The sequence below is a fragment of the Solimonas flava DSM 18980 genome (assembly GCF_000426685.1).
In the GTDB taxonomy this organism is placed as follows: Bacteria; Pseudomonadota; Gammaproteobacteria; order Nevskiales; family Nevskiaceae; genus Solimonas; species Solimonas flava.
Genome location: NZ_KE384553.1, coordinates 251,071 through 264,800, shown reverse-complemented (window position 1 = coordinate 264,800; position 13,730 = coordinate 251,071). Strand labels below are relative to the sequence as shown.

General features: G+C 64.5%; 14 protein-coding genes. All 14 read right to left on the bottom strand.

Annotated elements, in window-relative coordinates; genetic code table 11:
* Positions 1–166: 166 nt before the first annotated feature.
* The 14 genes from cas2 to K343_RS0119330 all read right to left on the bottom strand — a co-directional run bounded on the left by cas2 (position 167) and on the right by K343_RS0119330 (position 13,699).
* Positions 167–457 carry a CRISPR-associated endonuclease Cas2 gene (gene cas2 / locus K343_RS0119395; RefSeq protein WP_028009471.1) on the bottom strand — a complete coding sequence of 97 codons (291 nt, stop codon included), beginning with the start codon at positions 455–457 and terminating at the stop codon, positions 167–169.
* Positions 458–461: 4 nt separating this feature from the next.
* Positions 462–1,502, bottom strand: a complete 1,041-nt coding sequence (cas1c, locus tag K343_RS0119390) for a type I-C CRISPR-associated endonuclease Cas1c (protein WP_028009470.1) — start codon at positions 1,500–1,502, stop codon at positions 462–464.
* Positions 1,502–2,137 carry a CRISPR-associated protein Cas4 gene (gene cas4, locus K343_RS0119385; protein ID WP_028009469.1) on the bottom strand — a complete coding sequence of 212 codons (636 nt, stop codon included), beginning with the start codon at positions 2,135–2,137 and terminating at the stop codon, positions 1,502–1,504. The genes cas1c and cas4 overlap by 1 nt, the downstream gene beginning before the upstream one ends.
* Before the next feature lie 18 nt (positions 2,138–2,155).
* A complete protein-coding gene (cas7c, locus tag K343_RS0119380; protein ID WP_028009468.1) occupies positions 2,156–3,046 on the bottom strand; it encodes a type I-C CRISPR-associated protein Cas7/Csd2 in 891 nt (296 codons plus the stop codon).
* A complete protein-coding gene (gene cas8c, locus K343_RS0119375) occupies positions 3,043–4,857 on the bottom strand; it encodes a type I-C CRISPR-associated protein Cas8c/Csd1 (protein WP_028009467.1) in 1,815 nt (604 codons plus the stop codon). Before cas8c ends, cas7c begins: the two co-directional genes overlap by 4 nt.
* The gene (cas5c, locus tag K343_RS0119370) at positions 4,854–5,528 is read right to left on the bottom strand and encodes a type I-C CRISPR-associated protein Cas5c (RefSeq protein WP_028009466.1); all 675 of its coding nucleotides are present in this window, start codon (positions 5,526–5,528) and stop codon (positions 4,854–4,856) included. Before cas5c ends, cas8c begins: the two co-directional genes overlap by 4 nt.
* The gene (locus K343_RS0119365; protein ID WP_028009465.1) at positions 5,504–5,869 is read right to left on the bottom strand and encodes a GIY-YIG nuclease family protein; all 366 of its coding nucleotides are present in this window, start codon (positions 5,867–5,869) and stop codon (positions 5,504–5,506) included. Before K343_RS0119365 ends, cas5c begins: the two co-directional genes overlap by 25 nt.
* Positions 5,863–8,130, bottom strand: coding sequence for a CRISPR-associated endonuclease Cas3'' (locus K343_RS0119360; protein WP_028009464.1), 2,268 nt, complete (start codon positions 8,128–8,130; stop codon positions 5,863–5,865). Before K343_RS0119360 ends, K343_RS0119365 begins: the two co-directional genes overlap by 7 nt.
* 177 nt (positions 8,131–8,307) lie before the next feature.
* Positions 8,308–9,261: a helix-turn-helix transcriptional regulator gene (locus K343_RS0119355; RefSeq protein ID WP_043113238.1), complete on the bottom strand. Its 954-nt coding sequence runs from the start codon at positions 9,259–9,261 to the stop codon at positions 8,308–8,310.
* A gap of 110 nt (positions 9,262–9,371) precedes the next feature.
* Positions 9,372–10,010 carry a glutathione transferase GstA gene (gene gstA / locus K343_RS0119350; protein ID WP_028009462.1) on the bottom strand — a complete coding sequence of 213 codons (639 nt, stop codon included), beginning with the start codon at positions 10,008–10,010 and terminating at the stop codon, positions 9,372–9,374.
* Positions 10,011–10,031: 21 nt separating this feature from the next.
* Positions 10,032–10,931: an alpha/beta hydrolase gene (locus K343_RS22930; RefSeq protein WP_084616005.1), complete on the bottom strand. Its 900-nt coding sequence runs from the start codon at positions 10,929–10,931 to the stop codon at positions 10,032–10,034.
* 25 nt (positions 10,932–10,956) lie between these two features.
* Positions 10,957–11,559 (bottom strand): TetR/AcrR family transcriptional regulator, encoded by a 603-nt coding sequence (locus K343_RS0119340; protein WP_043113172.1) that lies wholly within the window; start codon positions 11,557–11,559, stop codon positions 10,957–10,959.
* A gap of 159 nt (positions 11,560–11,718) precedes the next feature.
* Positions 11,719–13,362 carry a chaperonin GroEL gene (gene groL, locus K343_RS0119335; protein ID WP_020651070.1) on the bottom strand — a complete coding sequence of 548 codons (1,644 nt, stop codon included), beginning with the start codon at positions 13,360–13,362 and terminating at the stop codon, positions 11,719–11,721.
* 46 nt (positions 13,363–13,408) lie between these two features.
* Entirely contained in the window at positions 13,409–13,699 is a 291-nt protein-coding gene (locus tag K343_RS0119330; protein WP_020651069.1) for a co-chaperone GroES, read from the bottom strand.
* Between the last annotated feature and the right edge of the window lie 31 nt (positions 13,700–13,730).

The following is a 13,730-nucleotide window of genomic DNA, read 5'->3' as shown; positions in this document are numbered from 1 at the left end:
GAGTTATCGGGCTTCAACTTCCCGCTGGCGCGAACCGGATGTGATCGGATACATCAAGGCTGCGCTCGCCATGCAGGCAGCCGGAGATTTCAAAGATTTCAGTTTGTTAAAGAGTTGCGAACCCCAAGGGCTCAGGCTTGCCGCTTGGGGTTCGCGCGGTCTCCGGTCAGAAAACCAGCGGTCCGTTGAGATCCGTCGCAGGCTTTGCGCCCACGTGCTCGACGCGGCGCGTCCAGTTTGCGCCCAGGTAATAGAAACGCAGGCTGTCGCATTCCGGCTCGATCAAATCCACGAGCTTCTGCTTCAGGCTTGCCCACTGTGCCGGCTCGACCTCGATCTCGAAGACAGATAGCTGCACGCGTTGCCCATAGTCCTGACACGCCTTGGCCACTCTGCGCAACCTTCGTCGTCCGGCCGTATCAATCGTCGTGACGTCGTAACTGACCAGCACCATCATGCCGCTACTTCCAGAGAAACGGAGGGTACGCGTCGAGGTCGCCGCGCAGATGTCGTGCCAGCAGTTGCGCCTGCATCAGCGGCAACAAGCCAATCGCCATTTTCTCGCCGATAAAGGCATGCTGAATCTCCTCACGCTTCCGTTCCTGATAAGCCACGAGCAGATTCTTTCGCGACTCTTCTCGAAGTAGCACGACACCGTTGTCCAGGGACTGGAAGTCACGCTCGGTCAGCTGTCGACGATTGATCATCGACAGCACCAGCCGATCGGCCAGGAAAGCCCGGAACTCCTCCATCAGATCGAGCGCCAGGCTCGGCCTTCCCGGTCGATCGCGATGCAGGAAGCCGACCGCCGGATCGAGGCCCACCGTCTCAAGCGCCGAACGGCAGTCGTGCGTCAACAGGGTGTAGAAGAACGACAGCAGCGCATTGACAGCATCGCGCGGCGGCCGGCGATTACGTCCGCCGAAGTGAAAAATCGGCGCCGAAGTACGAATCAGATGATCCAGGACTCCGAAGTAAGCCTGCGCCGCCTCCCCTTCCAGACCACGCATCAACTGCGCATCGCTTTCCGTCTGGAGCTTCGCCGAAATGCGTTCGAGCCGTTGATAGGCATGCGTCACGGCCGCCATCGCATCCGGAGTCATCGATTCACTGTGGTCGCGCAAGGCTCTTCCGAGCACAACTCTCTGGTTGTAGAGCTTGCCGATCAGCAGGTGGCGGACGATCGCAGCGCAGCCACCGGGATCATCCGAGCGCCGATACTGCTCCCGGCGCAGCAGCACGTTTCCGGAGACCGGCCCTTCGACCCGCGCCATGAAGCGGCCGTTCGGGCTCAGGAAGCAGACGCTGATGCCCTGCTCCGCGCAATAGCCCAGCAGCGGCGGCGAGACGAGCACACGCCCGAAGCACACCAGGCTTTCGAGCATATGGGCCGGTATGCGCGCCTTCTCCTCCTGCTCAACGTCCATCACGATGTTGGCGCCGTCCTTGCGCAACCAGGCACCTTCCGTGGTGACATACAGCGTGTTGAGCTGACGCCGCATCAGGCGGGCTCCGCGGTCTGCTGCAACAGCCAGTCGCGCACGGAGATGCGGCGCCTGAGGTCTTGTGGCCGGCAGAGTTCGAGCAACGAGCAGGCGTCGCAGCGCTTGGCCTCATATGTCGCAGTTGGCGTTCGCCTTTCATCGAGCATCCGGCGCACCGCACGAATCGCCTCCAAGGTCAGCTCGCGAAGTTCCGTATCGAAGATCACTTGCTTGCGACGCCGCGTCTTGCCATAGAACAGCGCACCTTCCGGCACATCGCAACGCAGCATTGATTCAAGACAAAGGGCCTGCGCGCAGAGTTGAACCTCGTCCGCGCGATGCGCCTTTGGCCGGCCACGCTTGTATTCGATAGGGCACGGGATCAAGCCCGCCGCACCCGGCCGGAACTCGACCACATCGGCCACGCCGGCAATCCCCAATTCCGGTGCCGACAGCGGCATCGCCGTATCCGTGCGCACGCCGTGCCGGATCTCCACACCCGGCACGTCGGCGCGATCATGCATCAGCCGCCCCTCGGCCGTGTGGCGGCTCTCTGCCCACAAACGCTCGACATGAATCAGCGCGCACTGGCGTGGGCAGTACAAATAGTGCTGGAGGGCGGACAACGGAATCAGATCATCTTCGTCTTCCATCGTCCGCCCCAACCTTCCTTACAGGTATTCCAAAACGCTGACACCCTGCGGAACCGCGGCCCGGTCAATGCTTACACGATAGTCCTTGAAGCCGCGTGCCGGCTCGCTCAAGTCGCTTGCCCGCTCGACCGTCACCGCGTCGAACAGAACATGGGCCGGCGCGTTGCCCATCGGATTCTCGTGCTCGAAGATGATCAGCTTGCGCGCCGCCATCTCCCCACGCGCCGCCGAGCGGTCGTGCTCGAACATGTTGGCAAGCGCGCGCCACAGCAGTTCCAGATCCTCGGCGGAGAATCCGGTGCGCTCTGCCAGCTTCGCGGACACGAATCCGTGTGCGCGATAGAGGCCATACGGCAGGATGTGCTTGCGTCCCATCGTCCGGTTGTCGCCACTCTGGGCCTCGGCTTCCTTCTCGGTCGTCACCGCCATGCGCGTGATGGCGATTTCAAGAGGAATGACCGGCTCCACGGACGACGCAAACGCGAGTTGCACCGGCCCTCGGACCTGTCCGGCATTGACCCCGGTCGTCATCACGGCGCCGAACGTGCGCACGTCGAAGAAGTTCGAGCACATCCACGCCGTGATTTCACGCGCCTTGGCTTCTTCCTTGGGGAGCTTCTTGTAGGCTTCCTTGGCATCCGGCGGAATCTTCAAGGCCTCCCAGGCCTTCTGGTGCTGCTGATTCAGGATTGCCTTCTCCTTCATATAGATCGCGTAACCCGGCGCATCTTCCTTTTCCAGCGCGACGAAGTTGCGGATCTTCCGCTTGAGGCTCACATCGGTGACCAAGCCCCGGTTGGTCTCCGGATCAAGCCGCGGCAGGTTGCCGGCATCCGGATCGCCATTGGGGTTGCCATTGGCCACATCGAACAAATAGACGAATTCATAGCGATGCGTAATCGCGGTCATGACTGTGCCCCCTCGGTATCAGCTTCGGTTTCCTGCTCGGCATCGTGATCAGCCGCGCGCTTCGTGAAATAGGACTGTGACTGGTGGTAGTAGCCGATCGCGAAACGACCCTGGTCCTCGATATGCAAGCTGCGCGGGAACTGATCGGGCAGTCCGTCGACAATCTCGCGCAGGTCGCGTTCCAGGTTCACCGCCTGCCCTGGCCGCTCCTTGCGCAGCTTGGCCAGGTGGTTCTGCGTGTTGCGCAGCAACACCGGAAAGATCGACGCCGGCGTCGCAGAAGCTGCGCCGTAATAGCGATCCCGGATCGTGGCATTGACCTGCCCGCCGAGCGCACTGCGCTGCACATACTCCAGCGCAGCGAACAGACGCCCCAACAGGTACGCCGGCTGTGTGGATTCCTTGTCGAGACTCACGGGGACCTCCTCTTCAGAACCAGGGGAATGCAGATTTCGCGAGAGCACCGCCTTGCAGATCGCAACGCGAACACCCGAGATGTCGCCGTCGGCGCGCATCCGCATCAGGACATTGGCGAGCAGGCTGGCCGGATAGCGGCCACCCGTCAGAATGGCGCGCAGCAGTTCGCCGGCCAGTTGCGGCGGTACGTCTTCGCTCTTGGCTCGGCCATCGCGCGAGGGCGCCGTCGCCAACGCCAGTCGCCATGCGGAGGGAGCCGTCCTCCACGGCTGCGGCTCGATGCGCAGATCGCGCTCATGCTGAACGAGATGGCGGGCCAGATCACCGAACGTGTCGACGAGCCAGAAGCGGATCGAAAGGCGCGACGCATTGGGTGCCAGTCCCAGGACGAACATCCGCGTTCCTGCCGCAAGATCGGGATCGATCTCGGCCAGAGGGCGGCCCTGCTCGATTCCGTGTAATACCCGGCGCAGCTTTTCGGACTCGCTGTCATCGGTATCGGCCGGATTCAACAGCATGGCGAACGTGGTTTCCGCACATGCGGCCTCCGCGACCTTGTCGGCCTCCGCCCAGAACACGACGGTGGTATCACCCACGGTCAGGTTCTGGCGGTGATGTTCGCTACGTCGCAAGAGGTAGTTCAGAGCCGACGTATAGGCAAATGCCGCCTGCTCGGAAACCGGCGCGTTGTAGCCCTGCGTCTTTCCGTAGGACGTAAACGCTTCCTGGTTGAAAGAAACGATCGAAGCGCCCGAGCTCTGCGCGCCCATGACGCCCTTGATCGAGGGATGCAGACTCGCAATGGGCGCCCTCTGTCCCGTCACCAGACAGACGGCCGGAGCCGCTGCATCGTCCTCATCGCCCGGCGTCGCCGACAGAAGCCGTGCCCGGACGGCCTTGGCAGCGGCACGGTCGTGTAGGTAGTCGTGCTCCCCATCGAGCCTGAAGACGACGTTTGCGTCCTTCATCTCCTCACTGAACAGCGGGCCGCAAAACTGATCCGGCGTCCAACGGCTGAGGAACGCCGAGAACGCCAGGAGCCCCTCGTCAGTCTCGCCGGCGAGTGCCTGCTCGTGCAGCGTCCGGAACGCCGCATGCTCCTGCTCAGTCCGCTTGCTCGTCGCACTGACGCCGAGCACATAGCTCGTCTTGTCCCATAGGAAGCAAGGCGCGACGTTGCTCGATCGTTTGGGCGGCTGGGGCACCTCGATCAAGGTCGGAACGGGCTTCTTTCCCGACGTATCGCGGACATCATTGACGTCGACGACATTTCCATCACGATCGAGGACGATCGCATAGCTGATCTTCTCCGGGCTGTAGCCGTACGGTGCGATGCCGTCGGCGTCGCGCTCGACCAGCCGGTGGTAATAGCGATCCAGCGCTTGCAGGATCATGCCTTCACCTCGTCGCTGGTCCACGGCGGAACATCGATCGCGCCGTCGATCATGCGCGCCCGGAAGAAACGGGATGTCGCGTCGTCGGAGAAGTCGATGTCGTGAAGCATCCAGCCCAGATCACGCTCGCCGGCCAGCGCGGCATCTGGTGTCGGTATCGGCTCTTCGGATTCCAACAGCCGGAAATGCGCCGGGAACTCGCGAACCCCCATGCAGGGCGCATGGAAGTGCTGCCCCTTTCGGGCCCGGCGATTGAAAATATCGAGGTGCTTGCCGACGTTTTCATCCGGCCCGGCTCGATCCGTCAGCTCGAAGTGAGCGGCGATCACATAGGCCACATCGCGCAGCACCGTGGCCGCACGCTGCTGCCGGTCCTCGTCGACGCAGGTGGCCAAGCCGTCCGTAGACCCCGTCTTCATCGCCTTGACCACGCTGGCAGAAGACAGCTTCGAGCCGACCTCGTTGCGCCGGATCGACTCGAAGCGGATCGGCTTCAGCACATGAATGCGATCGACATGCCAGCGGATCGCCGGTTTCCAGTGGATCGCTTCGAGGATGCCGCGCGCGGCGGACGGGGTGATGACGTCGTAGCTGACGCGTTCCACCTTCATCTCGGGACGCGTGAAGCAGGCTCGTTCGCCCCAAATCAATAGACGGATTCCGAAGCCCATGGCCCCTCCTGCCCGTTTGCACAACTCGAAGCGGTCAGCGCATTCGGCCTGAAGCGAGGCCAGCGGTTGTAGCCAATGTTCGGATCATTGGCTTTCCATTGCCTGATCAGCTGAACTTCCATCCTGTTGACCTCCTGCAAGGTCGCCGTACTGGATTCCCAGAGCACCGTTCTTCTGACGACAAAATCCCGGCGCTGTTCGTCGCTGAAGTCCCTGGCGACCAGAGTGTCGTCCGCACTTCCAAAGTAGTTGATGCTGTTGGTCATATCCTTGCCGACATAGATCTTCCCATTCGGATACGTGATCAGATAAACGATCGCCTTTCGCACCTCGCTCACCATGTCAGGCGCTCCGAGCGTACAAACGTCGCATTGTCGGAGTTCAATCCCAAGCGATAGTCGTAGAGATCCGCGTTCGCCAACAGCATGAATTGCTCGCCCCATTTCTCCGGCGCAACGGCCTGTATCGCCCCTGCGCCGTACAGGGCCCCGAACGCCTTATCCGGCAGTTGGACCAAGTAACGCTGCAGACGCCGCGCGATGCCACCCACCTTGTCGGCGCGGTACAGCGAGTCGACCAGACCTTTCGCGTCGCCGTCGTTGCCGTATAGGACGATCACCGGCTTCTGGACCGAATCGATCATCCGGAACTTCGCGGCCAGCGTCTCCATCGGCAGGCTGTCGGGGCGGCTGTTTCTCAGGAGGCCAAGCAGATTTCCAGCGTCCAGCTGTTGATCGCCCTTCTGCCAGTACAGCGTCCGGAAGTACGCCTCGACGGCTGCGGGCGACAGAGGATCATCGCCATGCTGGCGCAGGGTCTCGCGCGCCGCCTGAGCGAACTGCTTGAGCTCCGGCGGCGGTACCCATTCATCGTTGCCAGAATCGAACACGAGCACTTCGCTCTGCGCCACCGGCCACTCGCCGTTGCGATTGCAGCGACCTGCCGCCTGCGCAATCGAATCGAGTCCGGCTTCCGCCCGCAGCACGGCCGGAAAAGAGACATCGACGCCTGCCTCGATCAGCGACGTCGCCACCAGGCGGCAAGGCTCGCCGCGCTTGAGCATGCCGCGCACCTCGGCCAATACCTCGCTGCGATGGCGCGCGCACATCAGCGTGGTCAGATGCCGCGCACCGGGCAGATCGGCCATCGCCTGATAGACCGCCCTCGCATGCCGGCGGTTGTTGACGATGCAGAGAACCTGTTCGCGCGCCCGCATCTGCGCGGCCAGAGCTGCGTCATCCAGCACGCCGATGTGCCGGACCCGGACGCGTTCGAGCCTGCGGAACAGCTCCGCCGGTTCCGGCGCCAGTTCGCGAACTTTCTCAAGTCCGCCTTCGAACCCGCGCGCGCCTTCGAATTTCGGCGCTTCCAATGCCGGCTGGGTCGCCGTGCAAAGCACGACGCTGCAGCGATAGTTCCTCGCCAGTTCGTCGATCGCCGCGACCGATGGCCGCAGCAGCTTCAGTGGCAACGTCTGCGCTTCATCGAGGATGACGACGCTCGCGGCAATGTTGTGCAGCTTGCGACACTGCGCGGGGCGAGCTGCAAACAGGCTCTCGAAGAACTGCACGGCAGTCGTGACGATGATCGGGGCATCCCAGTTCTCCATCGCCAGCCGCAGCTTCTCATGCGCCTGATAGCGGTCCGGTGCATCCCTGGGCGGGGGCGCGGCCACGAAGGCGCTGTGATGCTCCAACACGGCGGCGTCACCCAGATCACCCAGTGCCGCCCTGAACACGGCGGCGTTCTGCTCGACGATGCTGGTGAACGGAATTACGAAGATCACGCGGCGAAGACCGTGGCGGATGGCATGATCCAGCGCAAAGGCTAGCGACGCCAGTGTCTTGCCGCCGCCCGTTGGCACCGTCAGAGAGAACAGGCCCGAATCAAGCCCCGCCTGCGCCCGCATGTGGCGAAGAATGTCGGCGCGCACGGCGTTGACCGGCGTGTCCGCCACAAAACGCCCGAGATAGCTGTCGAGGCGTAAGCGCAGATCCACGAGTGTCGGCGTCGGCGCATCACGGTGTGAGGCTCTACGCTCGACGCGATCGTAGAACGCCTCGGTGTCCAGATAGTCGGCGTCGACCAGACACGAGAAAAGCATGCGCGTGAGGAAGGCGAGCTGGAAAGAGCCGCGGGCATCCCGAGGGCGAAAGCCTTGCGGGTGCGCGACCGCATCCGGCAGCGTGATTTCGCGCTGCCACTCCGCGAACAGCGGCGGCAAGCCAATGCCCCTGAGCCGGTCGCGTAGCGCCGTGCGCTCGCGCGTTTCGGCGCCGTCGGCACCGTTGGCCAAGCCGGCGTGATGACCGGCGATCGCGTACGCGAGCAGGTGACCGATCGGCCCATATCGCTCCACGGCCAGCATCGCGCCGCGCGTCGCATGATCGACGCGGATCGCGTCGCCCGCGATGCGTCGCTGGAATTCATCTGTGTACTTGCCGATGTCGTGCAGCAGGCCGGCCACATGCGCCATGTCGGCGCCTCCGAACGGCGCTGCGCGCAACGCAGCCAATTGCGCCGTATTGCGCAGATGCTCGGCGAGCGGTTGCCAGTCAGAGCAATCCGGCTTGCTGGTGGAATGCGCATAACAGAGCCTCATGCGTCACCGACGCATCCGATGCATGTCAGTCGCACCCATGAAACGACCCCTGACCATTTGCACCCCTGGCGATCAACCGGCGTCTCGTGCCCCCGCCCCGCACGCCTGCGAGGAGTGTGCAACTCCCCCACCCTGGAATGTGAGCCTTGTTTCTCACAAAGGACAGAAGCCGATCGCTTACCGATAGCGCTCCACCGCAGCCGCGAGGCGTGCTTTGACCGCTTTGCGCAGCGGCGGCGGCGCCAGCACTTCGACGTCGGGTCCGTAGCGAAGGATGTCGAGGATCAGTTCTTCGTCGCGGTGATAGGGAACGGATAGTTCGTAGCTGCCGTCGGGCAGCCAGACGGACTGCTGCAGCGGGTGCCAGGTCTCGGCCGAGACCCAACGCGCCCGTTCCGCCGTGAAGCGCAGGATCGCAGTCGCGGTCGGCGTTCCGGAGAAGATGCCATAGGAACCAGCCAGCTCGTCGTCGAGCCGCTCGGGACGGATGTCCTCGGCCGGCGCGTCGAGCACCTCGGCCTCGCGCACGCAGTCGACGGCGAAGGTACGCAGGCCGTTCGACTTGTGGCACCAGGCGTCGAGATACCAGTTGTCGCGATAGTGTGTCAGCCGCTGCGGCGAGATCTCGCGCTCGCTGATCTGGCCGGTGCCGCGTGCCTCGTAGGCGATGCGCAGGCGCTGGCGCTGCAGCACGGCGGCGGCGATCGTCGCGAAGTGGCGACCGGCCGGTCGCGCGGCGGCGCGCAGCAGGCGGATGCGGCCGGCTTCGCCCGGCTGCAGGTTCTGCGACTTGAGGATCTGGTCGAGGCGGTCGCGCAGCGGCGCGAGTGCGTCATCGAGCAGGCCCGGCTGGAAGGTGGCGAGCAGCTGCTGCAGCGTCAGCAGCGCCTGCAGTTCCTCGGCGGAGAACCAGAAACCGGGGAGTTCGTAAGCGGCGTCGGTGTAGCGGTAACCGCGCGGCTCGCGCGAGCTTTCGATCGGCGCGCCGAGCACGTCGCGCAGATAGGCGAGGACGCGCTTGGTGGTCGCGCGCGAGCATTCGAGCTCGCTCATCACACGCTCGAACGGTACCGGATAGCGCCGGCTCTTCAGCAGGCGATGCAGGCGGTAGACGTGCTCGAAGGATTTCACGGCCCAAGCGTAGCGCAAAAAATCGGGGCGCCCGAAGGCGCCCCGGCAAGCGGAAGCCGAGCTACGCCTTTTCCGTCAGCGCGGATCCAGTGACGATCGCCCGGGGGCGATCAGGCCTTCTTCGCGTAACGCTCCCGTTCGCGCCGCATGACCTCGCGCACCACGGGCAGTTCGAGCAGACGCCGGTGGTACGCAGACAGCGCCGGCCATCGCTGCATCGGCATCCTGGCGTACTGCACCCAGTTGAGGACCGCCAGCAGGTACGCGTCGGCAACGGTGAAGTGCTCGGCGGCCAGCCACTCGCGGTTCCGCAGCTGCGGATCGAGATAGTCGAGGCGCGCCTCGAGCAAGCCGAGCACATAGCGCTGCAGCGCTTCCGGCGGAAGGGCGTTCTGCTTGTGTGCGCTGAAGTACGGATTGAAGACCGACTTGTGCAGCTCGGTGGCGATGAAGTTCAGCCATTCCTGCAGGCGATAGCGCGCCTCGCTGCCGGGCGGCGGCACGAGCTGCGCCTGCGGCGCGCGATCGCCGATGTATTGCAGTACGGCGGCACTCTCCGTCAGCACGCTGCCGTCGTCGAGTTCGAGCGCCGGCACGAGACCCTTCGGGTTGATGCTGTAGTAGTCACGGCCATCGTCGGTGCGCTTGGCCTGGTTGTCGACCCAGACCAGTTCGAACGGCAGTCCGGCCGCGAGCAGTGCGAGATGGGACGCGAGCGAGCAGGACATTGCGTCGGCGTACAGTTTCATGGGCTTTTCTCCTGGGTTGATTCAGCGTTTCGATGTCGAAAGGAAGCGCCGCGCCGCGTCGATGCAGGTCGCATCCTTCAGTACGCGCAGATGGCCGAGACCCTCGGCGCGATGCAGACGCGCCTGCGGCCAGCGCCGCTGCAGCAGCTCGCCTTCCTGCACGGCGACCTCGCGATCGCCGGTGCCGTGAATCACGAGCAGCGGCACGCGCAGATCGGGCGCCAGATCGGCCGGCGCCATCTCGGCGAACGCGAGGCCCAGCCAGGCCTCGGCGCGGCGCTGGAAGCGCGTCCATGTCGCCGCCGACATGCCGAGGCCGCCGCGGAAGCGGGCCCAGATCGCGTCGAAGCGCGCGGGCGGCGCGAAGTAGACGGCACGCCGCACGACGAGGCCGCGCGATAGCGCGAGCGTGCTGCCGGCCGAGCCGAGCGAGTGCGCGATCAGCGCGTCGATGCCACCGAGCCCTTGCGCCACATGCACGATCGCATCGGCGAAGTGCCGCACCGAGGCGCGATCGCCGGAGGACAGACCATGGCCCGGCAGATCGAGCGCGACGACTTCATAGCCGGCGGCGACCAAGGGCTCGACCAGCGCCGTCATCTGTCCGGCGTGGCCACCCCAGCCGTGCACGAGCAGCGCGCGCGGCCCCTCGCCCCAGCGCCAGATGGCGAGACGGTCGCCACGGTGTTCGATGGTGCCGCGGCGGCCGGCGTCGAGAATCTCCCGCTCCTCCTCGCGCAAGACGGCGCGCGGCGGCGTGAAGAAAAGGCGCTGCGCCAGGCGGGCGGCGAGCGTCGGCGCGAGGCGGTCGAGAATGCGGAACGTCGGGCGCAGGAATGGCTGCGATCTCGGTTTAGATCGAACGATCGTGCTTTTTACGGACGAAGCAACCGGCGAAGCAGTGAGCGGCTGTGTGGCCATGGGACTCCCCTGGGTGGCGGGACGACTACGGAACGGAGCGGCTGCGAGCGAGCAGCGCGTCGAAAATCGCTTGCGCGCGCGGCAGCGCGTCGGCCTCGCGCATCAGGCGCCACGCGCTCTGGAACACCATGGCGATGCCGAGCATCTCGTGTGCGAACACGGCCGGATCGAGATCGCGGCGGAAATGCCCTTCGTCGATCGCGCCCTGCACGGCGCGCATGATGGCGTCGCGCCAGTCCTTCTGCGACTGCACGAGGCGATCGCGCACGGCCCCGTCACGGCCCGCATATTCGCTGGTGAGCTTCTGGAAAATGCAGCCGCGCCGCGCATCGTCGCCGCGGATCCATTCAAGGTACTTGTCGAACAGCCGCCGCACACGCGGCTCGCCGCGCGGCGTCGCCAGAACCGGCTGCAGCACTTGCACGGTGAAGCGCGTGATCGCCTCCTGCAGCACCTCAAGCTGCAGCGCTTCCTTCGACTTGAAGTGCGCGAACAGGCCGCTCTTCGACAGGCCGGTCTCCTCGGCGAGCGCGCCGATCGACACGCCTTCGAGCCCGACCTCGCCCGCCATCGTCAGCGCGCGGTCCAGGATCAGCCTGCGGGTTTGTTCGCCTTTGCTCGGATTCATGCAGCGAATTTAGCACGATCGGTCGTTTTGTAAAGCCGTCACGCCTGGCGCAAAAAAATCGGGGCGCCCGAAGGCGCCCCGATCGAACAGCGGACTGCTTGCCTTGCCAGCCGGCGCCACGGATGGCGCCGGCTGGTCAGGACGACATACCGGGATTTCTTAGAAATCGCCCATGCCGCCCATGCCGCCCATGCCGCCACCCGGCATCGCCGGCGCTTCAGCCTTCTGCGGCAGTTCGGCGATCATCGCTTCCGTCGTCAGCAGCAGGCCGGCGACCGAGGCCGCGTTCTGCAGCGCGAGGCGCGTGACCTTGGCCGGGTCGATGATGCCCATCTCGATCATGTCGCCGTACTCGCCCGAACCGGCGTTGTAGCCGAACGCCGCCTTGCCTTCGGCGACCTTGTTCAGGACGACCGAAGCTTCTTCGCCGGCGTTCTTGACGATCTGGCGCAGCGGCTCCTGGATGGCGCGCTTGAGGATGCCGATGCCGACCGTCTGGTCTTCATTGGCGCCCTTGAGCTTCTCGAGCACCTTCGACGCGCGGACCAGCATGACGCCGCCGCCGGCCACGATGCCTTCCTCGACGGCCGCACGGGTCGCGTGCAGGGCGTCTTCGACGCGCGCCTTCTTTTCCTTCATCTCGACTTCGGTCGCGGCACCGACCTTGATCACGGCGACGCCGCCGGAGAGCTTGGCCAGACGCTCCTGCAGCTTTTCCTTGTCGTAGTCGCTGGTCGCGGCTTCGACCTGGGCCTTGATCTCCTTGATGCGCGAGGTGATCGCGTCCTTCTTGCCGGCGCCGTCGATGACGGTGGTGTTTTCCTTCTCGATCTGCACCTTCTTGGCGGTGCCGAGATCGGCGAGCGAGGCCTTCTCGAGCGACAGGCCCAGCTCTTCGGTGATGACCGTGCCGCCGGTGAGGATGGCGATGTCCTTCAGCATTTCCTTGCGGCGGTCGCCGAAGCCCGGCGCCTTGACGGCGGCGACCTTCAGGATGCCACGCAGGTTGTTGACGACGAGGGTGGCGAGCGCTTCGCCTTCGACGTCTTCGGCAACGATCAGCAGCGGCTTGCCGCTCTTGGCGACGCCTTCGAGGACCGGCAGCAGCTCGCGGATGTTGCTGATCTTCTTGTCGGTGATCAGGATCAGCGGGCTGTCGAGCTCGACCTGCTGGCTCTGCGCGTTGTTGATGAAGTACGGCGAAAGGTAGCCGCGGTCGAACTGCATGCCTTCGACGACGTTCAGCTCGTTCTCGAGGCCCGAGCCGTCTTCGACGGTGATCACGCCTTCCTTGCCGACCTTGTCCATCGCGTCGGCGATGATCTTGCCGATCGCTTCGTCGGCGTTGGCCGAGACGGTGCCGACCTGCGCGATCGCCTTGCGATCCTTGCACGGCACGGCGTTCTTCTTGATCTCTTCGGTGACGGCTTCGACGGCCTTGTCGATGCCGCGCTTGATGTCCATCGGGTCGATGCCGGCGGTGACCGACTTCAGGCCTTCGTTGACGATCGCCTGGGCGAGCACCGTGGCGGTCGTGGTGCCGTCACCGGCTTCGTCGGAGGTCTTGCTGGCGACTTCCTTGACGAGCTGGGCGCCCATGTTCTCGAACTTGTCCTTCAGCTCGATTTCCTTGGCGACGCTGACGCCGTCCTTGGTGACGGTCGGCGCGCCGAACGCCTTGTCGAGCACGACATTGCGGCCCTTCGGGCCGAGGGTGACCTTGACGGCGTTGGCGAGCACGTTGACGCCAGCGACCATGCGCGAACGGGCGTCGTCACCGAACTTGACTTCTTTGGCAGCCATTTTGAATTCCTCTTTAAAGCGATGTTAGTGCGATGAAGCGCGCGGCTTACTTGGCGAACACGGCGATGACGTCGTCTTCGCGCATGACCAGCAGGTCCTGGCCGTCGACCTTCACTTCCGAACCCGAGTACTTGCCGAACAGCACGGTGTCGCCGACCTTGAGGTCGAGCGGGATCGGCTTGCCGGCTTCGTCCTTCTTGCCCGGACCGACGGCGAGGATCTCGCCCTTCACCGGCTTTTCGGCCGCGTTGTCCGGAATGATGATGCCGCCGGCCGACTTCTTCTCTTCCTCGAGACGCTTGACGATCACGCGATCGTGCAGGGGACGAAGCTTCATGGTGAATCTCCCGATAGGTCAATGAGTTGAT